This window comes from Herbaspirillum robiniae (assembly GCF_002213415.1).
GTDB lineage: Bacteria > Pseudomonadota > Gammaproteobacteria > Burkholderiales > Burkholderiaceae_D > Herbaspirillum > Herbaspirillum robiniae.
The window spans coordinates 19,550-40,423 of the sequence record NZ_NJGU01000010.1 but is presented as its reverse complement, the minus strand read 5'-3'; the positions used below and the strand labels follow the sequence as shown (position 1 = coordinate 40,423).

The 20,874-nt window shown below is 65.6% G+C and carries 18 protein-coding genes; 6 read left to right on the top strand and 12 right to left on the bottom strand.

Annotated features, from left to right (window positions below):
* Window positions 1–62: 62 nt before the first annotated feature.
* From CEJ42_RS18135 to CEJ42_RS18105, 7 genes are all read right to left on the bottom strand, one after another.
* Window positions 63–758 carry an amino acid ABC transporter permease gene (locus CEJ42_RS18135; RefSeq protein ID WP_079218291.1) on the bottom strand — a complete coding sequence of 232 codons (696 nt, stop codon included), beginning with the start codon at window positions 756–758 and terminating at the stop codon, window positions 63–65.
* A gap of 3 nt (window positions 759–761) precedes the next feature.
* On the bottom strand, window positions 762–1,511 hold the full coding sequence (locus CEJ42_RS18130; protein ID WP_079218290.1) for an amino acid ABC transporter permease: 750 nt from the start codon (window positions 1,509–1,511) through the stop codon (window positions 762–764).
* A gap of 194 nt (window positions 1,512–1,705) precedes the next feature.
* Window positions 1,706–2,653, bottom strand: coding sequence for an amino acid ABC transporter substrate-binding protein (locus CEJ42_RS18125; RefSeq protein WP_079218289.1), 948 nt, complete (start codon window positions 2,651–2,653; stop codon window positions 1,706–1,708).
* A 469-nt stretch (window positions 2,654–3,122) separates the two neighbouring features.
* Window positions 3,123–4,043, bottom strand: a complete 921-nt coding sequence (locus CEJ42_RS18120; RefSeq protein WP_129587774.1) for an amino acid ABC transporter substrate-binding protein — start codon at window positions 4,041–4,043, stop codon at window positions 3,123–3,125.
* A gap of 91 nt (window positions 4,044–4,134) precedes the next feature.
* Window positions 4,135–5,427, bottom strand: coding sequence for a Glu/Leu/Phe/Val family dehydrogenase (locus CEJ42_RS18115; protein WP_079218287.1), 1,293 nt, complete (start codon window positions 5,425–5,427; stop codon window positions 4,135–4,137).
* Between the two features lie 318 nt (window positions 5,428–5,745).
* Window positions 5,746–6,747, bottom strand: coding sequence for a LysR family transcriptional regulator (locus CEJ42_RS18110; protein ID WP_079218286.1), 1,002 nt, complete (start codon window positions 6,745–6,747; stop codon window positions 5,746–5,748).
* Window positions 6,748–6,855: 108 nt separating this feature from the next.
* Window positions 6,856–8,760, bottom strand: a complete 1,905-nt coding sequence (locus tag CEJ42_RS18105; protein ID WP_088752046.1) for an ABCB family ABC transporter ATP-binding protein/permease — start codon at window positions 8,758–8,760, stop codon at window positions 6,856–6,858.
* Window positions 8,761–9,023: 263 nt separating this feature from the next.
* On the opposite strand from CEJ42_RS18105, the gene CEJ42_RS18100 reads away from it, so the two are divergent.
* The 4 genes from CEJ42_RS18100 (at window position 9,024) to CEJ42_RS18085 (ending at window position 12,184) form a co-directional block, all read left to right on the top strand.
* On the top strand, window positions 9,024–9,491 hold the full coding sequence (locus tag CEJ42_RS18100) for an acyl-CoA thioesterase (RefSeq protein WP_079218284.1): 468 nt from the start codon (window positions 9,024–9,026) through the stop codon (window positions 9,489–9,491).
* 113 nt (window positions 9,492–9,604) lie between these two features.
* Window positions 9,605–10,552: a 2-hydroxyacid dehydrogenase gene (locus CEJ42_RS18095; protein WP_088752045.1), complete on the top strand. Its 948-nt coding sequence runs from the start codon at window positions 9,605–9,607 to the stop codon at window positions 10,550–10,552.
* A gap of 12 nt (window positions 10,553–10,564) precedes the next feature.
* On the top strand, window positions 10,565–11,530 hold the full coding sequence (locus CEJ42_RS18090) for a 2-dehydro-3-deoxygalactonokinase (RefSeq protein WP_088752044.1): 966 nt from the start codon (window positions 10,565–10,567) through the stop codon (window positions 11,528–11,530).
* 18 nt (window positions 11,531–11,548) lie between these two features.
* Window positions 11,549–12,184, top strand: coding sequence for a 2-dehydro-3-deoxy-6-phosphogalactonate aldolase (locus CEJ42_RS18085; protein WP_079218281.1), 636 nt, complete (start codon window positions 11,549–11,551; stop codon window positions 12,182–12,184).
* Window positions 12,185–12,264: 80 nt separating this feature from the next.
* Here CEJ42_RS18085 and CEJ42_RS18080 read toward each other — a convergent pair whose 3' ends face one another.
* The 4 genes from CEJ42_RS18080 to CEJ42_RS18070 all read right to left on the bottom strand — a co-directional run bounded on the left by CEJ42_RS18080 (window position 12,265) and on the right by CEJ42_RS18070 (window position 17,639).
* Window positions 12,265–13,968: a long-chain fatty acid--CoA ligase gene (locus CEJ42_RS18080; protein ID WP_079218280.1), complete on the bottom strand. Its 1,704-nt coding sequence runs from the start codon at window positions 13,966–13,968 to the stop codon at window positions 12,265–12,267.
* Window positions 13,969–14,083: 115 nt separating this feature from the next.
* A complete protein-coding gene (locus CEJ42_RS24735) occupies window positions 14,084–14,287 on the bottom strand; it encodes a hypothetical protein (protein WP_129587773.1) in 204 nt (67 codons plus the stop codon).
* Window positions 14,284–15,423, bottom strand: a complete 1,140-nt coding sequence (locus tag CEJ42_RS18075) for an aminopeptidase (RefSeq protein ID WP_088752043.1) — start codon at window positions 15,421–15,423, stop codon at window positions 14,284–14,286. Before CEJ42_RS18075 ends, CEJ42_RS24735 begins: the two co-directional genes overlap by 4 nt.
* Window positions 15,424–15,500: 77 nt before the next feature.
* A complete protein-coding gene (locus CEJ42_RS18070) occupies window positions 15,501–17,639 on the bottom strand; it encodes a molybdopterin-containing oxidoreductase family protein (RefSeq protein WP_088752042.1) in 2,139 nt (712 codons plus the stop codon).
* Window positions 17,640–17,760: 121 nt separating this feature from the next.
* Between CEJ42_RS18070 and CEJ42_RS18065 the strand changes: the two genes are divergently transcribed.
* Window positions 17,761–18,582, top strand: coding sequence for an AraC family transcriptional regulator (locus CEJ42_RS18065; RefSeq protein ID WP_088752041.1), 822 nt, complete (start codon window positions 17,761–17,763; stop codon window positions 18,580–18,582).
* A gap of 6 nt (window positions 18,583–18,588) precedes the next feature.
* Here the strand turns inward: CEJ42_RS18065 and CEJ42_RS18060 are convergent, their stop codons facing one another.
* Window positions 18,589–19,218 (bottom strand): LysE family translocator, encoded by a 630-nt coding sequence (locus CEJ42_RS18060; RefSeq protein WP_088752040.1) that lies wholly within the window; start codon window positions 19,216–19,218, stop codon window positions 18,589–18,591.
* 191 nt (window positions 19,219–19,409) lie between these two features.
* Between CEJ42_RS18060 and CEJ42_RS18055 the strand changes: the two genes are divergently transcribed.
* A complete protein-coding gene (locus CEJ42_RS18055; RefSeq protein ID WP_088752039.1) occupies window positions 19,410–20,864 on the top strand; it encodes a M20/M25/M40 family metallo-hydrolase in 1,455 nt (484 codons plus the stop codon).
* Window positions 20,865–20,874: the final 10 nt, after the last annotated feature.

Sequence of the window (20,874 nt, the reverse complement as noted above, 5' to 3'; positions counted from 1 at the left end):
TCTCCTGGATTTCTGGATTCGTTGGGCGGCCCGCCGTCATCGGCCGGCCGCCGTCAATAGGCTTAGCGGATGATGGCGATCTTCTTCTGGAAGCGCTTGACCAGTTGCGACAGGCCGAAGCTCAGCACGAAGTACACCACCGCCACGAACAGGTACATTTCCACCAGGCGACCGTCGCGCTGCGCGATCTTGGATGCGCTGGTCACGAAGTCCGGCACCGAGCCCAGCACGTACACCAGCGACACGTCCTGGAACAGCACGATGGTCTGGGTCAGCAGGATCGGCGTCATGTTGCGGAAAGCCTGCGGCAGCACCACGTTGCCCATCATCTGCCAGTAGTTCATGCCGATCGCGTAGCCGGCGAACACCTGGCCGCGCGGGATCGACTGGATGCCCGAACGCATGATTTCGCAGTAGTAGGCCGCCTCGAACAGGATGAAGGTGATCAGCGCCGACTGGAATGCGCCCACCTGGATCGGCTCGGAAGCGCCGATGATCCACGCCCCGATGAACGGCACCAGGAAGTAGAACCAGAAGATCACCAGCACCAGCGGGATCGAGCGGATCAGGTTGACGTAGGTCGTGGCGATGAACGACAGCGGCTTGTTGGAGGACAGCCGCATCATGGCCAGCAGCGTGCCCAGGATGATGCCGCCCAGCATGGCCGAGAAAGTCAGAACCAGCGTGAACTTCAGGCCTGTGGTGAACAGGTAGACCCACGAGCGCTGGATGACGTCGAAGTCGAAATTGCTGAACATGGATCAATGCCCTCCTGCGCTGGTGCTACCGCTGGAGATATAACCAGGGACAGCGGTGACTTTTTCCAGCAGGCGCGCCAGGAACAGCGCGATGACGGAAATGACGATGTAGATGATGGTCGCACCCGTCAGCGCCTCGAAGGTCTGGAAGGTGAATTCGCGCATCGAGTAGGTGGCGGCGGTCAGTTCGACCAGGCCGATGGTCAGCGCCACCGAGCTGTTCTTGATGATCGCGGCGAACTCGTTGGTCAGCGCCGGGATGATGATGCGGAAAGCCATCGGCAGCAGCACGTAGCGATAGGTCTGCGTCGGCGTCAGGCCGAGCGCGGCGCCTGCCATGCGCTGGCCGCGCGGCAATGCCTGGATGCCGGTGGTCACCTGCACCGCCACGCGGGAGGAGGTGAAGAAGCCCAGCGCCAGGGTGGCGGTGATGAAGGACGCGTCCGGCAGGCTCTTGAGCCAGTCGCCGATCGAACCGGGCATCAGTTCCGGCATCACGAAATACCAGAGGAACATCTGCACCAGCAGGGGAATGTTGCGGAACAGTTCCACGTAGCCGTTGGCGATGCGCACGACCCATGGTTTTGTTGTTGTACGGAGGGTGCCGAAGATGGTGCCAAGGACCAGTGCCATGATCCAGGCGCATACCGCGGTGGCCAGGGTCCATTTCAGGCCCGCCAGCAGGGTATCGATATAGGGAATGCCGTCGGGAGACATCTCCCAGAAGATTCCCCAGTTCCAGTTGTAATGCATAAATGGCCTCGTCTCTGTTTCGAGTCAGTCTGTCGGGCGCGCTCACCAGGCAAATGCCGCGCCGCGTTTGTTCCGGTCTCAACCGATCGCCGTGGAGAAAAGCCGTTGCCCCTGGGCAAGCGACTTTGACGGCCGGTTAAACAAAACGGGGGACAGGCCCCCGTTTCGTCAGATTGCGCTAGGCAATGAACCGATTACTTCTTCTTGCCCATGTTCTTTTGAGCTTCAGGCACAGCAGCGTAGGCGGCCGGATCCGGGGAATCGGTCGGCTTGGCCATCACGGCTTGCAGCTGCGGGCTCATCGGAACGTTCAGGTTGACGCCCTTCGGGGGAATCGGAGCCTGGAACCACTTGCCGTAGATCTTCTTGATGTCGTCGCCCTTGTAGACCACGGTCAGCGCATCGTCGACCACCTTCTTGAAGGCGTCGTCGCCCTTCGGCAGGATCAGGCCGTACGGTTCAACCGACAGGGCTTCCGAGGAAACCTGGTAGTCGCCGGGAGCCTTGGAGTTGGCAGCCAGCGAGGACAGCAGGATGTCGTCCATCACGAAGGCGGCGGCGCGGCCGGTTTCCACCATCAGGAAGGCTTCAGCGTGGTCCTTGGCAGCCAGGATGTTCATGCCCAGGTTGCGGTCGGTGTTGAGCTGGGTGATCTGCTTCAGGTTGGAGGTACCCGAGGTCGACACGACGGTCTTGCCCTTCAGGTCGTCCAGGGTCTTCAGGTTGGCAGCCTTCTTCGACAGGAACTTGTTGGCGGTCACGAATTCGGTCATCGAGAAAGCCACCTGGTTCCAGCGTTCCTTGTTGTTGGTCGCGGAGTCGCAGGAGATGTCGGTGGTGCCGTTGGCGATCAGGGGGATACGGGTGGCCGAGGTCACCGGAACCATCTTGATGTTCAGCGACGTCAGGCCCAGCTTCTTCTGGATCGCGGTAGCGGCCTTCAGGCACAGGTCGATCGAGTAGCCTTGATAGGACTGCTTATCGTCCAGATACGAGAAAGGAATCGAAGAGTCGCGAACGCCCAGAGTCAGGGTGCCGCTGTCCTTGATCTTTTTCAGACGGCCGCTGAATTCCTCTGCGTGAACGGAACCCATCAGCACGCTCGCGCCGACCAAAACCCCTGCTAGCTTCAATAACTTCATTGTGTGACCTCCTGGAAAAATTTTTACGTAGTGTACCAAAAGCCCTATCCCAAAAACAGCCTGAGCAGTCCATGGGGCAAGGCTTGCCGGTCCTGTTGCCATGCCTCTTTTTATTGTAAAAGCCATATCTTCGCTGGCCTTCGTTTCATCCGGACGCGCCGGCCGCCTCCTCTAGGGCGGCGGCGCTGCGCGCCTCAGTGAATTCCTCATGCGCAACCTGCGGCGGGCGGCATTGTACGCCATATGCCGAAACCCGCCCCGCAGAGTGCGAAATCCTTGCCGTGCTTCATCGCGTTGCGCGCTGCCGGCCGCGCTGCGGCGCCGGTTCCCTCAGCGCGAAAGTCCGCGTCATCTTACATGAGCCTGCGATTGCGTCCTTCATGCTTTCGCGGCATCGTCGGCAGCACTGCCATCGCTGGTGCGCTGCCGCACACCCCAACATCCATCAGCAATATCCATGCCAGAAAAACTACTCCGCCACCTTGTCCGACGGGAAGCGCAACGAGTCGCGCAGCACATACCCCATCGCCAGTCCCAGCGCGCGCTTGCGCGTGCCCGCCGGGCGCATGAACCAGCGATCATACATACCGTAGATCTCGCCGTCCGAAATCATCCGCACCATCTCGCGGTCGACCACTCCCTTGAATGCGGCATCGTCCTTGCGCATCATCATCGCATAGGGGTCGACCGACAAGGCCTCGCCGACGATCTCGAGCGCATCGGGATTGGCGGTCGCGCTGCGATAGGAATACAGCAGCACGTCGTCTTCCGCATAGGCGTCGACGCGGCCGTCGGCCACCATGGCCACCGCATCCAGGTCGCTGGCCACTTCCGACCAGCGCAGGCTGAGCACGCCGGCGGCGTCGCGCGCCTTCACATAGGGCAGGATGGAGCTGCCGCGCACCGTGACCACGCGTTTTCCGCGCATGTCGAGCCACGTGCGTATGCCCGACTCCTTGCGCACCATCATGCGCGTGGTCGTATAAAAATGAGGAATGGTGAAAGAGAAACGGCTTCGACGGGAAGCGTTGTTGGTGGTGGTGCCGCATTCGATGTCGGCCTGCCCGCTGCTGATGACCTCGAAGCGGGAGTTGATGTCGATGGGCATGAGCCGCACCTGCATCTGCGGCAGCTTCAGTTCGCTGCGCACCGCGTCGGCCACCTTGCGGCAGATGTCGATGGAGTAACCGGCGGCGCCACCGTCGCCGGTCGATTCGGCGAAGGGGAAATGGTGGTCGGGAAAAGCGATCACCAGCGTGTTCGTGCGGCGGATCTTGTCCAGCGTATTTTCGGCGTGCGCCGACACCGGCGCCAGGCACATCCATGCCGGCACCGCCATCAACGATAACGCGCGCCACCAGGCTGCAAGCCCGGCGGTGCGCTCACGCACACGAACCACGTCTCCTCCCTGACTTCCTCTGTAACGCAGCCGACGATCTTATGCCGTCGCCTTGGCTGCCTATTCTCCGAACAAAGCCCTATTACGGGTACAAACCTCGCATTTCACGCGCTTGCAGAACACGAGTACACGCCACGATGAAGGCCGCGGTGCGCAGCGACACCTTCTTCTCGTCGGCCAGTTGCCATACGGCGGTGAAGGCTTCGCGCATGATGCGGGTCAGGCGCAGGTTGATCTCGTCTTCGGTCCAGAAGAAGCTGGAGAAATCCTGCACCCACTCGAAGTAGCTGACGGTCACGCCGCCGGCGTTGGCGATCACGTCGGGCACGATCAGCACGCCCTTGTCGCGCAGGATGTCGTCAGCCGCCGGCGTGGTCGGGCCGTTGGCGCCTTCCAGGATGATCTTGGCCTTGATGTTGTTGGCGTTGGCTTCGGTGATTTGCTGTTCCAGTGCAGCAGGCACCAGAATGTCGCAGTCGACCGACCAGAATTGGGCGCGGTCGGTGATCTCGTCGGCGCCGGCAAAGCCCTTCACGCTGCCGTTCTGCGCGACGTAGGTCTGCAGCGCGGCGACGTCCAGGCCGCCGGCGTTGAACACGGTCGTGACGTGGTCTTGCACTGCAACCACCTTCGAGCCGGCTTCCGCGAACAGGCGCGCGGCGATGCCGCCGACGTTGCCGAAGCCCTGCACGGCAACCTTGGCATCCTTCAGGTCCAGGTTGCGCTTGGCAGCCGCTTCGCAGCCCACCACGAACACGCCGCGGCCGGTCGCCTCATGGCGGCCCAGGCTGCCGCCCAGCGAGATCGGCTTGCCGGTCACCACGCCCGAGGAGGTGCTGCCCTGGTTCATGGAATAGGTGTCCATCATCCAGGCCATGATCTGCGAATCGGTGTTCACGTCCGGCGCCGGGATGTCCTTGTTGGGGCCGATGATGATGCCGATCTCGCTGGTGTAGCGGCGCGTGACGCGCTGCAGCTCACCGCGGGACAGGGTCTTGGGATCGACGCGGATGCCGCCCTTGGCGCCGCCGTAGGGCACGTTCACCGCTGCGTTCTTGACCGTCATCCAGGCCGACAGCGCCATCACTTCCGACAGCGTCACATCCTGGTGGAAACGCACGCCGCCCTTGCCGGGGCCGCGCGAGGTGTTGTGCTGCACGCGATAACCCTCGAAGTGGGCGATGGTGCCGTCGTCGCGCTCGATGGGGACGTCGACCACCAGGATGCGCTTGGGGCGCTTCAGGGTTTCCACCCAGCGCGCCAGCGAACCCAGGTAGGGGGTGACGCGGTCGATTTGTTCGAGATAGACGCCCCACGGACCGATGCCGTGCGGGACGAGGTAGGAAGGCACTTCGTGGTTAGGTACGTTCGACATGATGCAATCGCTCCTTTTGTTTGCCGTGCTGTTCGGGACAATACGCTGCAAAAAAACGATCTTCGCCGAGCATGGTACTCCGTCTTCGCCACGCTTCAAGGCGCGCCGCTCCTGGCGCTGCCATGGCGGCCGCGCGGGCGTGCTGCGCCTGCGATCTTGCAGTGCGGAAGAGTGTGGAATATCCCCCACCCGAATCAGCGCCGCCATCGTAGCCAGCCGGACAATACAAGGCTAATGCTTTGTGAGCATGCAACTATGCATGCGATGCATAACCATCCGAATCGCTTTGTACAAAGGCGATTGCGGGCATTACAACCCTCAGGATTCGCGCTTTTCGGCGCCGCGCGCGGCCTTGCTCCCGCCCTTCGCCGAGGCGCCTTTCTGACGCTCGTTGCGCGCCTCGTCCAACTCCGCCAGGTACTCCCACAGGCGCGCCACCAGCGCCTTGCCCACGCGCTGCGCGGTGGGCCGCTCGCGGTACAGGCGGATCTCCATCTCGACCTCCCATTCGCCGGCCGGACCGTCGGTGCGCGCCAGCTGGCGGTTGCGCACCTCGCGCACCACCGAGGACTCCGGCAGGAAGGCCACGCCGTGCCCCTCCAGCGCCATCATCTTCAGGCTCTCCGACATGTCGGTCTCGTAATGCTTGACCAGGTGCAGCGGACGCTTCACGTCCGACATCATCAGCTCCACCATGCGCCCCAGGTAGGCGTTGCTGGTGTAGGACAGGAACGGCACCGGCGCCTTGGAGGTGCCGGGGAACACGTAGTCCGGCTTGCCGTTGCGGTCGCAGCGCGAATACGGGCGCAGCGTCTCGGTGCCCATGGTCAGCATGTCGTAGCGGCTGGCATCGAGCTGCACCGGCTGGCGCGGATGGTGGTAGCACAGCAGCAGGTCGCAGCCGCCTTCGACGATGGTCATCACGGCGTCGTGCACGTTGAGCGCGATCAGCCGGGTGTTGATCGAGCCGAAGCCGGATTCGAGCGAGCTCAGCCACTTCGGCATGTAGGTCAGCGACAGCGTATGCGGCACCGCAAAATCGATGGTGGTCTGGGCCGTCGGCCGCTTGCCGCGCAGCAGCGCGCGCGTGTTGTTGATCTGGCCCAGCATGGCCACCGCCTGCTCGTAGAACACTTCGCCGGCGGCGGTCAGGCGGGTCGGATAGGAGGTGCGATCGATCAGGTCCGATCCCAGCCAGGCCTCCAGCGACTGGATGCGGCGCGAAAAGGCCGGCTGCGTGACATGCCGCAGCTCGGCGGAACGACTGAAACTGCGCGTTTCCGCCAGGGAGATGAAATCTTCAAGCCATTTGCTTTCCATTGCCCGCCCACTTCTCGTTCTTGTATGAGGCCATGCAATTGCATGCCGATGGCCGAATTGTGCCGCCGCCACCGCCCCCGCGCAAGCCGCCCGGGCTGCGGCAAACCCTTAGCGGCTGTCGGCCGGCATCATCACGGTGGGCTCGGCGCCCTGCTGCGGCGCGGCGTCTCCTTCGGCCGGCTGCGGCAGGGGCGAGCCGCCCTCGTCGTCGGCGCCGGCCTGCTGGCGCAGCCACATCTGCGCGTAAAGGCCGCCGGCCATCAGCAAGCCCGCGTGGGTGCCGCGCTCGACGATGCGGCCGTGGTCCAGCACCAGGATCTGGTGGGCGTCGACGATGGTGGAGAGGCGATGCGCGATGACCAGCGTGGTGCGCTCCCTGGCGATCTCGGCGAGCTGCTGCTGGATCGCCTGCTCGGCGCGCGAATCCAGCGCCGACGTGGCCTCGTCGAAGATCAGCACGGCCGGATCCTTCAACAGCGTGCGCGCGATCGCCACGCGCTGCTTCTCGCCGCCGGACAGCTTCAGGCCGCGCTCGCCGACCATGGTGGCATAGCCGTCCGGCAGCGACTCGATGAAGTCATGGATGTAGGCCGCGCGCGCCGCCGCCACGATCTGCTCATGGCTGCTGCCGGGCTTGCCGTAGGCGATGTTGTACTCGATGGTGTCGTTGAACAGCACGGTGTCCTGCGGCACGATGCCGATGGCCTGGCGCAGCGAGGATTGCGTGACGTTGCGCAGGTCCTGGCCGTCGATGCGGATGGCGCCGCGGTCGACGTCATAGAAGCGGTACAGCAGGCGCGACAGCGTCGACTTGCCCGAACCGCTGTGCCCCACCACCGCGGTGGTGGTGCCGGCGGCGACCGTGAAGTCGACGTCGAACAGGATCTGGCGCTTGGCCTCGTAGCTGAAATCGACATGCTCGAACCGCAGCTCCGCGCCCTGCGTCTGCAGCGGCAGCGCGCCTTCGCGGTCGGCCACTTCGCGGTTCTCTTCCAGCAGCGAGAACAGGCGCTCCATGTCGGCCAGGCTCTGCTTGATCTCGCGGTACAGCACGCCGAGGAAGTTCAGCGGAATGTAGAGCTGGATCATGAAGGCATTCACCAGCACCATGTCGCCCAGCGTCATGCTGCCGTCCATCACGCCCACGGTAGCGCGCCACAGGATCAGCGTGACCGCGATGGCGATGATGGCCGACTGCCCGGTGTTGAGCAGCGACAGCGAGCTCTGCGATTTGACCGCGGCCTTTTCGTAGCGCTGCAGGCCCTCGTCATAACGGCGCGCCTCGAAGTCCTCGTTGCTGAAATACTTGACCGTCTCGTAGTTGAGCAGCGAGTCGATGGCGCGCGTGTTGGCGCGCGAATCGAGATCGTTCATCGTGCGCCGGAAGTGGGTGCGCCACTCGGTCACGGTGATGGTGAACAGGATGTACAGCGCCAGCGCGCCGCCGGTGATGGCGGAGAACCAGATGTCGTAATGCAGCAGCAGGTAGACCAGCACCAGCAGGATCTCGATGATGGTCGGCAGGATGGAAAACAGCGTGTACGACACCAGCGTCGACACCCCGCGCGTGCCGCGCTCGATGTCGCGCGTCATGCCGCCGGTCTGCCGGTTCAGGTGGAAGCGCAGCGACAGCGCATGCAGGTGACGGAACACCTGCAGCGCGATGGTGCGCACCGCCCGCTGCGTCACCCGCGCAAACATCAGCTCGCGCAGTTCGGTAAACACCGACGTGGCCAGCCGCAGCGCGCCGTAGGCGGCCAACAGCCCCAGCGGCAGCACCAGCAGCGCCATCGGATGGCCGGCGGTCACGGTCATCTCGTCCACCAGCTTCTTGAGCACCAGCGGCACGCCGACGTTGGCCAGCTTGGCGCCGACCAGGAAGGCCAGCGCCAGCATCACGCGCCATTTGTAGGTCCACAGGTAGGGCAGCAGGGTCTTGACCACCGTCCAGTCGCTTTGGTGGCGGGGCGCGGCGGGGGACTGGGAAGACTGGGTGTTCGGGTAACGGCGCATCGAATGGCTGGAAATTGGCGGTGAAAGCGAAAAGACGACTGAAAAGGCGCAGCGGCAAGCTGGCTGCGGCGAGGCAACACGGATAAACTACCCGCTTCAGGCCATTGCGCGACGACCCAAGGCGCGCAAGGCGCAGCAAGCCGCCGCTTCGCGAGAGGCGGCAATACGTGCCTGTTTGACAATGCATGCCCGGCGATGCCGGGTACACACAGCAGGAATTATAAGAGTCCGCAGGACTTCACGCTTTCAAGGGAGAAGCTCACATGACCACCACGCCCCGCACCCAACTTCCGGCAGGCAAGGCGCCCCAGTTGCGCGTCATGCCCATGCCGTCCGACGCCAACGTCTACGGCGACGTCTTCGGCGGCTGGATCATGGCCCAGGTCGACATCGCCGGCTCGCTGCCGGCCACCCGCCGCGCCAACGGTCGCGTGGCCACCATCGCGGTCAACTCCTTCCTGTTCAAGAATCCGGTGTTCGTGGGCGACCTGCTGTCCTTCTACGCCGACATCGTCAAGGTCGGCAACACGTCCATCACCGTGAACGTCGAAGTCTTCGCCGAACGCAACCGCCTGCAGACCGAGATCGTCAAGGTGACCGAAGCCACGCTGACCTACGTCGCCACCGACGAGAACCGCAAGCCGCGCGCGTTGCCGCCGCTGGCGCCGGAAGACAACGTCGCCGAACTCAACAGCATGCAGGACCTGGGCGGCGGCTGGCAGTCGGTCTGAGGGCGCGGCCCCGCGCCTTTCGGCACGCGCCAATGTTGAAAAGAATTCAGCCCGCGCGCCGCGCTTAGTCCGTATCGTTACGATCCCGCCCTACCGTTACCGACGCACCGACCATGAACCAAGCCGCCCGCCCCACCGTCCTGATCGTCGCCCGCCTGCCGCAGCACCTGATGCAGCTGCTGCACGACAACTTCAACTGCCACAACCTGCTGGACGGCCTGTCCGAAGAACAGCTCCAGGCAATCGCGCCCAGCGTGCGCGGCATCGCCGCCAACGGCGAAGCCAAGGTGCCGCGTGAGTTCATGGCGCGCTTCCCGGCGCTGGAGATCGTCTCGGTGTTCGGCGTCGGCTATGACGGCGTGGACGTGCCGGCCGCCCGCGAGCGCGGCATCCATGTCACCCACACGCCCGACGTGCTCACCGACGACGTCGCCGACATGGCCATCGCGCTGATGCTGGCCACGGCACGCAACGTGGTGCGCGCCGACCGCTTCGCCCGCAGCGGCGAATGGAAGAACGGTCCCTTCCCCTTCACCACCAAGGTCAGCGGTACCCGGCTGGGCATCGTCGGCCTGGGCCGCATCGGCGAGGCGATTGCCAGGCGCGCGGCCGGTTTCGACATGGACATCGCCTACCACAACCGCTCCCGGAAGGACGTCGCCTACACCTACTACGGCGACATCAAGTCGCTGGCCGCGGCGGTCGACTTCCTGGTGATGATCACCCCGGGCGGCGCCGGCACCCGCGCGCTGGTCAACGCCGAGGTGCTCGAGGCGCTCGGGCCCAAGGGTTTCCTGATCAACGTGGCGCGCGGCTCGGTGGTCGACGAAGCGGCGCTGATCGCGGCGCTCAAGGCCGGCAAGATCGCCGGCGCCGGCCTGGACGTGTTCGAGAACGAACCCAACATCCCGGCCGAACTGGCCGCGCTGGAGAACGTCGTGCTCACGCCGCACATGGCCAGCGGCACGCTGGTCACGCGCACCGCGATGGCCGACCTCGCCTTCAACAACCTGCAGGCGCACTTCTCCGGCAAGCCGGTCGTCTCGCCGGTTCCCAACTGAGCGGGCGCCTCCATGGCCGGCACTAGCAAACTGATCGCGCTGGACTGGGGCACCTCCTCGCTGCGCGCCTATCGCCTCGGCGAAGGCGGCGCGGTGCTGGACCGCCGCGCGCTGCCCTGGGGCATCATGAACCTGCCGGTGGTGGAAGCCTCCGCCATCGGCGCCAAGGCCGGCTTCGAGCAGGCCTTCGAAGAAGCCTGCGGCGACTGGCTGCGCGCAGCGCCCGGCACGCCGGTGATAGCCGCCGGCATGGTCGGCAGCGCCCAAGGCTGGCGCGAGGCGCCGTATCTCGATGTGCCGCTGCGCGTGGCCGACATCGGCGCAGGACTGACCGCGCTGCCCACCCGCAACGGCGCCGTGCTGCACATCGTGCCGGGCCTGATCGAGCGCGGCGAGCTGCCCAACGTCATGCGCGGCGAAGAGACGCAGGTGGTCGGCGCGCTGCGGGACGGCGCGGCCGGCGAGCTGCTGATCGGGCTGCCGGGCACGCATTCGAAATGGGTGCGTATCGATGGTGAGCGCTTCACCCACTTCGACACCTTCATGACCGGAGAAGCCTACGCGGCGTTGTCCGGCCACACCATCCTGGGCCGCACCATGGAGCGCGGCGCGCCTTTCGATGCCGCCGCCTTCGCGCGCGGCGCCAGGGTCGCGCTGGGCGCGGGCGGCATCAACGGCGTGCTCTCGACCATCTTCAGCACGCGCACGCTGGGGCTGACCGGCGCGCTCAACGGCGAGGGCCAGGCCAACTATCTCTCGGGCCTGCTGATCGGCCATGAAATCGCGGCGCTGCGCGCCGGCCGCGCGGCCGCGCAGCTGGCGGCCGATCCGGCCATCGTGCTGATCGGCGAGGGCAAGCTGTGCGAGCGCTATCGCGAGGCGCTGGCGTTGTACGGCTACACCCGCGTGGACGTCGCCGCCCAGGCCACCGAGCACGGCCTGTGGAAAATCGCCGTGCAGGCCGGGCTCATCGCATAAAAGGAACGGAAAACCACCATGTTCAAAGAAGCCATGAAGAAATGCCGGCTCATCGCCATCCTGCGCGGGGTACGCCCCGACGAGGTAGAGGCGATCGGCCGCGCCATCTACGATGCGGGCTTTCGCATCATCGAAGTGCCGCTCAATTCGCCCGAGCCGCTGGAGAGCATTCGCATCCTGCGCGGCGCGTTGCCGGCCGACTGCGTGGTCGGCGCCGGCACCGTGATGTCGGCGGCCCAGGTGCAGCAGGTGGCCGATGCCGGCGGACAGCTGATCGTCATGCCGCACAGCGACCCGGCGGTGATCCGCGCGGCCACCGACGCCGGACTGGCCAGCGCGCCCGGCGTGGCGACCGTGACCGAAGCCTTCGCCGCGCTGGCCGCGGGCGCCGACATCCTCAAGATGTTCCCGGCCGAACAGCTGGGACCGGCCGTGGTCAAGGCCTGGCGCGCGGTGGTCCCGGCCGGCGTGGTGCTGGCGCCGGTGGGCGGAATCACGCCCGACAACCTGAAGCCCTTCATGCAGGCCGGCGCCACCGCGTTCGGACTGGGTTCGGCGCTGTACAAACCAGGAATGAGCGCTGCAGAGGCAGGCGGCAATGCGCGCGCCTTCATCGATGCGTTGCGGGCTTGCGAGGCGGCCCAAGCTGCGTGAGGGCGCAACGCCTTTGGCCAGGAATGAAAAACGCCGCCGTGGATCCCCACGGCGGCGTTTTTCTTTGAATCCCAACCCGGTCAGGCAGCCTTCTTCTGCTCCTCCGGCTTTTTCTGCTCATCGCGCAACTCGCGGCGCAGGATCTTGCCCACATTGGTCTTGGGCAGCTCGTCGCGGAACTCGATGTACTTGGGCTTCTTGTAGCCGGTGAACTGTTCCTTGCAGTAGGCCATCAGCTGCTCGGCGGTGAGCGACTTGTCCTTGCGCACCACGAACAGTTTCACGGCCTCGCCGGTGTGCTCGTCGGGCACGCCCACGCAGGCGCATTCCAGCACCGCCGGATGCTGCGCCACCACGCCTTCGACCTCGTTCGGATAGACGTTGAAGCCGGAGACCAGGATCATGTCCTTCTTGCGGTCGACGATCTTGGTGTAGCCGCGCTCGTCCATCACGCCAATGTCGCCGGTCTTGAAGAAACCGTCCGGCGTCATGACCTTGGCGGTCTCGTCCGGGCGCTGCCAGTAGCCGGCCATCACCTGCGGACCGCGGATGGCGATCTCGCCGGGCTGGCCCAACGGCACGGGCTTGCCGTCGTCATCCAGGATGGCGAAGTCGGTCGACGGGAACGGCAGGCCGATGGTGCCGGTGTAATCCTCGATGGTGCAGGGATTGGCGCTGGCGATCGGCGAGGTTTCCGACAGGCCGTAGCCTTCGATGATGGGGCAGCCGGTCAGCTTCTTCCACTTGTCGGCCACGCCCTTTTGCACCGCCATGCCGCCGCCCACGCAGCAGCGGTAGCCGGAGAAGTCCAGCTTGGCGAACTCGGCGTTGTTGAGCAGCGCGTTGTACAGCGTATTGACGGCGGGGAAGGTGTTGACCTTGTACTTGGCCAGCTCCTTGACGAAGCCGGGAATGTCGCGCGGATTGGGGATCAGCAGGTTCAGCGCGCCCTCGCGCGTGCCCAGCATGTTGCACACCGTCAGCGCGAAGATGTGATACAGCGGCAGCGCGCAGACGAACACCAGCTGGTCGACATGGCCGCCCGACGTCAGGGCCGGATTGAGCCATTCCTCGGCCTGCAGCACATTGGCCACCAGGTTGCGATGGGTCAGCACGGCGCCCTTGGCCACGCCCGTGGTGCCGCCGGTGTATTGCAGGAAGGCGATGTCGTCATGGCCCAGCTTGACCGGCTGCAGCTGCTTGCCCTCGGCCTGCGACAACGCGCGGCTGAAGGTGACGGCGTTGGGCAGCGACCATTCCGGCACCATCTTCTTGATATGGCGCACCACCATGTTGACGATGGCGCCCTTCAGGGTGCCCAGCAGCTCGCCCATGCTCGCCACCACGATGTGCTTGACCTGGGTGCGCGCCACCACCTTCTGCAGCGTGCAGGCGAAGTTCTCCAGCACGAAGATGGCCTCGGCGCCCGAATCCTTGAGCTGGTGCTCAAGCTCGCGGGCGGTGTACAGCGGGTTGACGTTGACCACGGTATAGCCGGCGCGCAGGATCGCGGCGATCGCGATCGGATACTGCAGCACGTTGGGCATCATGATCGCCACGCGCGCGCCCTGCTTCAGGCCCAGGCTTTGCAGCCAGGCGCCCATGTTGCGCGACATGCGGTCCAGGTCGGCATAGCTCAGGTACTTGCCCATGCAGACGTAGGCGTTGCGATCCGCGTACTTGGCGAAGGCCTCGTCGATCATCTGCACCAGCGAGTCGTAGCGGTTCGGGTCGATCTCGGCGGGAACGCCTGCGGGATACGAAGCAAGCCAGAATTTTTCCATGTTGTTTACCTCTGTCTCCGGTCAGAACTTGCGCTGGGCTGAGCGTTGATTGGATTCATTGCTTTGGCGCGCACAGCAAAAAAAAGCACGAGTGTTTTTTTATTTAGTGCAGATGCTATCCAGCATTGGCCGCTTGGGCAAGCTTTTTTGAACGGGTTTTTCGTAAAAATTCGACACCCTCGATGCGGCTCGTATTTGGCGCAGATTTGCTGCTGCCTGCCATTTCCTGCAAATCAGACAAGTGTTGCGCATCATACCGCGTGCGGCCCCATGTGGGCATCCGCAGCATGCCGCAGGGCAACAAATCGACGATCTTCAAAGCGGCGTACGTTCGGCCTTGCGGTCCTTCCTGCGCCCGGCCGGCGCGGGATCGGGCAAGGGGTCGCCCAGGGCGGCGTGGCGCGCCGGCTTGTCCATCGCGGCCAGCTGCCGGACCCGGGCATAGAAGTCCGGGAAGCCGCTGCTGCGCGCAAACAGCTCCTTGAACGCCGGCACCATGTCGTGATACGCCCCCACCAGCGCCAGGTGGGCATTGGACAGCGGCATGGCGAACCAGCGGTCGTAGCCGGCGTAGCCGTTCCAGCGCTGCGCCTTGACCTGCGCATACTCGGCGCGCAGCTCGTCGAAGATCTGCTGCTTGCGCCGGCGCTTGTCGGCATCGCTGGCGTCGCTGTCGTAGTTGTCGGCCAGCTTGTCGCGGTACTTGTCCAGCAGCGCCAGGAACTCCTGCTTGCGCGCATCGAAGCGGCGATAGGCTTCGATCATCTTGTCGTCATGCCGCGCCGCCAGCCAACGCTCGACGCCAATCTCTTCCACCGCCACGGCAAAGCCTTCGTTGAACGGCGTGTCGTCGCGCGCGTAGACGGTCTGGTGCGCCAGTTCGTGGAAGATCAGCCGCGCCAGTTCGCCGTCGGGATAGTTGATGAAGGTCGAGATCACCGGATCGTTGAACCAGCCCAGCGTGGAATAGGCCGGCACGCCGACCACCTGCACGTCATAGCCCTGCTGTTGCAGCTGGTCGCCATACGCCTGCGCGGCCTGCTGGCTGTAGTAGCCGCGATAGTCGACGCAGCCGGCGACCGGGAAACACCACTGGTGGGCCTTGAGCGAGAGCTCCGGCGCCGCCACCACGTTCCAGAGGACGAAGGGACGGTCGAGCTGGGCATAGGTCTTGTAGCTGCCGTTGTCCGGCAAACCCAGCTCGGCCACGGCGAAGCGACGGATCTCGCGCACCGTCTCCAGCTTGGTCTTCAGCGAGGCCTTGGCGTCGGGGTCGTTGATCCAGTCGTCGAAGGGCCTGGCCTGGGCCAGCAGCGAGAACTGGCCGTGCGCGGCCTGGGCGTAATAAGAAATGGAAGTGCAGCCGCCCGCGGCAACGGCCGCGGCGACGCAGGCCAGGCCCAGCAGCAGCGGCCGCCATGCTGAGCTGCGGGCCGGAAATCGAGGTTCATTCATCGCGACACCTGGATGGCGTGTAAGCAAACATGCAAGTTCAGACCACGCCGCCGGCCGCGCGTTTCCGGCGACGCCGGTCAGGCTGCAGCAGCGGCCGCGGCGGCGGCCCGGCTCGCATCGGCAGGCTCATCCGCGGCCAGCTTCTCGACCTGCACCAGCACGTCGTAGAAGGTCGGCGCGTTGCCCATGTCGGTCAGGCGCTGGCTGGTGACTTCGTTGGCGTTCTTGCCGTCGGCGGCGAACTTCTTCCACCAGATCGACAGCCCGACCACCAGGCCCGGACGCGCCTTGTCGGTCACGCGCACGCGCGCCTGCATGCTGCCGCGGTCGTTGAAGATGCGCACCATGTCCTCGGCGCCGATGCCGCGCGCGGCGGCGTCCAGCGGATGCATGTCCAGGTGCGGCTCGCCCTCGGTGTCGCGCAGGCTCTGCACGTTGACGAAGGACGAGTTGAGGAAATTGCGCGCCGGCGGCGAGATCATCGCCAGCGGATACTTCGCGCCCAGCTGCGGATTGCTGGCCACCGACTCGTACGGCGCGATGTAGTCCGGCAGCGGATCCAGTCCGGCCGCTTTCATCTGCGCCGAATAGAACTCGCACTTGCCGGAAGGCGTGGCAAAACCGCCGTCGGCAAAGGGCGCCGCCGGCATGTTCAGCCGTTGCCAGCCCTTCTCTTTCAGCGCATCCCAGTCGTAGCCCGCGCTGCGCGGATGGTCGCGGCGGAAGGCGACGGCGGCGATGTCGTCGTCGCTGTCCTTGAAACAGTCCTCGTCGAAACCCATGGCCGCGGCCAGCAGGCGGAAGATCTCGGTGTTCGGTTTGGACTCGCCCAGCGGCGCGATGGCGGCGTTGTTGGCCATCATGTAGATGTGGCCGTAGGTGGCATGCACGTCCACGTGCTCCAGCTGGGTGGTGGCCGGCAGCACGATGTCGGCGTAGTCGGCGGTGTCGGTCTGGAAATGCTCCAGCACCACGGTGAACAGGTCCTCGCGCGCGAAGCCCTCGACCACCTTGGCCGACTCCGGCGCCACCGCGACCGGGTTGGCGTTGTAGACGATCACGGCCTCCACCTTCGGACCGAACGCTGCGGATGCGGGCTTGAGCAGGTCGTCGCCGATGGTGCTCATGTTGATGATGCGCGCCGGCGCGCCGTGGCGCACGGCGAGATCCGGGCGGCCGAGGGCGGCGTTGTCCTTGGGGAAGGTGTCCGAGGTCGACATCTGGATGCCGCCCGAGGCATGGCGCCAGGCGCCCACCAGCGCCGGCAGGCAGGCCACGTTGCGCGAGGCCATGCCGCCGCCGCGCACGCGCTGCAACCCGTAGTTGGCGCGGATCATCGCGCCCTCGCCGGCCAGCGCCGTGCGGCCGTATTCGCGCGCCAGCTCCAGCACCTCGGCGGCGCTGATGCCGCAGACCTCGGCGGTGCGCTGCGGGGTCCATTCGGCCACGCGTTGCTTCAGCTGCTCGAAGCCCAGCGTATGGCGTGCGATGTAGTCGTGGTCCAGCAGGTCCTCGGCCACCAGCACATGCATCATGCCCAGCGCCAGCGCGGCGTCGGTGCCGGGCAAGAGCGCGATGTGCTGGTGGCATTTTTCGGCGGTCAGCGAACGGTAGGGATCGATGGCGATCAGCCTGGCGCCGTTGCGCTTGGCGGCCTGCACGCGGGTCCAGAAATGCAGGTTGGAGGCGATCGGATTGCCGCCCCAGATCAGGATCAGCTTGGCGCCGTTGACCTGCTCCAGGTCGGTGCCGATGCGCGCACCCACGGTGTAGCGATAGCCGGCGCTGCCGGCCGAGGAGCAGATGGTGCGTTCCAGTTGCGAGGCGCCCAGGCGGTTGAAGAAACGCCCGGCCATCGACTCGCCCTGCACCATGCCCATGGTGCCGGCATAGCTGTAGGGCAGGATCGCCTGCGGGTCGCGCAGCGCGATCGACGACAGGCGCTGCGCGATCTCGGCGATCGCCTCTTCCCAGCTGATGCGTTCGAACTTGCCTTCACCCTTCTTGCCGGTACGGCGCAGCGGGTGCAGCAGGCGGTCCTTGTGGTAGGTGCGCTCGGTGTAGCGCGACACCTTGGTGCACAGCACGCCGGAGGTCGGCGGATGCTCCGGGTCGCCGCGCACCTCGGTGGCCACGCCATCCTTTACCGTCACCAGCAGGGCGCAGGTATCGGGGCAATCATGGGGGCAGGCAGCGCGAACGATCGTGGTGGTCATGGCAAATCGGCAAGTTTCAAGAACGGGAAGACACCCGCAAACCCAAGTTGGAAAAGGCTTGCGGCAAAGCGGATACTTTATCTTAAAATGCCCTTCCACGATCTTCCCCAGGCCCGCGAACATGCCCTCGTCCATGCATTTCTGGCGCGACCCCGCCCTGCCCTTTCTTGAAGGCCGGCGCGCCACCGGCAGCTTGTCCTGCTATGCGCCGCACACGCATCCGACCTTTTCCATCGGCATCGTCGACGCCGGCCGCAGCGTGTTCACGCTGGCTGCCAGCAGCATGCCCATCGCGCCGGGCGACGTGGTGCTGGTGCGCGCGGGCGACGTGCACTGCTGCAACCCGGAAGACCTGCAAAGCTGGAGCTATCGGATGTTCCATCTCGACCTGCCGTGGCTGGAGGCGCTGCTGTCGGAGTCGCCCGCCACCGCCGGCCTGGCGCGCTCGATGCGCTCGCAGGTGATCCGCTCGGAACAGGCGGTGCGCCTGCTGGACCGCATGAGCGTCGCACTCGATGGCCGGGCGGGCGACAAGGAAGCCGAAGTCATCACCTGCCTGCACGAGCTGATGCTCCTGTGCGCCGAAGCCGCCGGCAGCGTTGCCCAGGCGCACCCGCAGGAGGATCAGCCCGGCGACGCAGGCCTGCGCCGCGCCTACGATTATCTGCAGGCGCATTGCCGCCAAACCGTTGCCATCGACACGCTGGCCCAGGTGGCCGGCACCGGACGCTACCAGCTGATCCGCCAGTTCCGCCGCCGCTACGGCCTGACGCCCCACGCGCTGCAACTGGACATGAAGATCAACCAGGCGCGCGCACTGCTGCAGCAAGGCGCCAGCGCCACCGATGCCGCCTACGACACCGGCTTCGCCGACCAGAGCCACTTCCATCGCGTCTTCAAGTCGCGCGTGGCGGCCACGCCGCTGCAATACCGCAAGGCCTGAGCCGCGTCACACGCGCGCCAGCGCCAGCGCGGCCGCCGCCAGCATCAGCAGCAGCCCGGCGCCGCGCTCGACCATCGGCAAGCCGCGTCCCAGCAGCGCGATGACGCGTCGCTGCGACATCGCCAGCACCAGCGCCGCATCCCAGGCAAACACCGCGAAGAACATCCACAGGCCGTACGCCAGCTTGCGCCCGGCGCCGGTCTGCGCGCCCACCATCAGCGTGAACAGGCCCAGGTAGAACACGCCGTTCTTGGGATTGAGCGCCGCCGACAGAAAGCCCGCCCCCAGGCCGGCCGCAAACCCGGCGGGCGCGCCGGCCTGTTGGTGCCCGGCGGCGGGCAACGGCGCCGGTTTCAGGCTCGATTGCATGAACAGCCAGCCCAGCCACGCCAGGTAAATACTGGCCAGCCATTTCATCGCGGTCAGCAGCGCCGGGCTTTGCTGCAGCAGGCTGAAGCCGCCCAGCGCCAGCGCGATGTACATGCCGTTGGCCAGCGCGATGCCGGCGGCGGCGCCGATGCCATGGCGCCTGCCGTGGCGCAGCGCGCTGCGCACCAGCAGCAGGAAATCAGGACCGGGACTGGCCAGCGCCAGCAGATGCGCGCCGGCCAGCAGAAAAAATTCGGATGGAAACATGGATGCGCCTCGTTCGCGGCTATGGCAAAGAGGCGCATGCTAGGCGGGGCGCTGCTGGCTGTATTGAACGAAATTGCGCGACCGATGAATTGATTCAGGTTGCACATTGCGTTTCCTTGTGGAAAATGAACGGCGCGGCCCGCATGACGCCGCGGCAAGCTCATCCATAACATCACCATCAGGAGACCTTCATGCGCTTCCCCTCGCGCCCATCCATTCCCTCTCGCCTCAGCAGCCTCACGCGCCTGGCCGTGCTGAGCGCCCTGGCCGTGCTGAGCGCCCTGGCCGTCAGCGCCGCGGCCTCGGCCCAGCAGCTCACGCCGGAGCAGCAGCGCTTCCACGACATCTACAAGGAACTGGTGGAGATCAACACCACCCACTCCGCCGGCAGCACCACCGTGGCCGCGCAGGCGATGCAGGCCGAGCTGGTGAAGGCGGGATTCAAGCAGGACGACATCCAGATCATCGAGCCCTTCCCCAGGAAGGGCAACCTGGTGCTGCGCTGGAAGGGCGACGGCAGCAAGGAGCCGCTGCTGCTGATCGCGCACATCGACGTGGTCGAGGCCAAGCGCGAAGACTGGAAGACCGATCCCTTCAAGCTCAAGGAAGACGACGGCTACTTCACCGCCCGCGGCTCCATCGACGACAAGGCCATGGCCTCGGCCTTCGTCTCCATCCTCTCCCAGCTCAAGCGCGAGGGCTTCGCGCCCAAACGGGACGTCATCCTGGCGCTGACCGCCGATGAAGAGCGCGGCGACGTCGAGAGCAACGGCGCCTGGTGGCTGTTCAAGAACAAGCCCGAACTGCTCAAGGCCGCGCTGGGCATCAACGAGGGCGGCGGCGGCGAGCTGTACGGCGGCAAAGGCAGCAAGCCCAAGCTGCACCGCGTGCAGGTAGCCGAGAAGCTCTACACCTCCTACCAGCTGGAGCTGCGCGACGTCGGCGGCCACAGCTCGCTGCCCACGCCCAACAATCCGATCTACGCGATGGCCGGCGCACTGGCGCGCCTGGGCGCGTATCGCTTCCCGGTCAAGCTGGCCGATGTGAACAAGACCTACTTCGCCCGCAGCGCCCAGTTCGCCAGCGGCCAGCAGGCCGAGGACATGCGCGCGGTCGGCAACGGCAGCATGGACCAGGCCGTGACCGACCGCCTCTCGACCGTGCCGCTGTATAACGCCCAGCTGCGCACCACCTGCACCGCCACCATGTTCAACGGCGGCCATGCCGAGAACGCGCTGCCGCAATCGGCCAAGGCCACGGTGAATTGCCGCATGCTGCCCTTCGACGATCCGGCCGAGGTCGAGCGCCAGTTGAAGCAGGTGCTGGGCAACGACAAGATCGCCCTGCACCAGATCGCGCCGCCCACGCGCAGCCCGGTGTCGCCGATGACGCCCGAGATCTCCTCGGTGGTGGAAGGCCTGACGCAAGAGATGTGGCCGGGTGTGCCGGTGATTCCCTTCATGAGCACCGGCGCCACCGACAGCCGCTTCGCCCGCAACGCGGGCGTGCCGATGTATGGCGTTTCCGGCCTGTTCACCGATCCGGCCGACCTGCGCACGCATGGACTGGACGAGCGCATCGAGATCCCGCGCCTGTATGAGGGCCGCGAGTTCATGTACCGCCTGGTGAAGCGCCTGGCGTCCTGATCCGGCATTC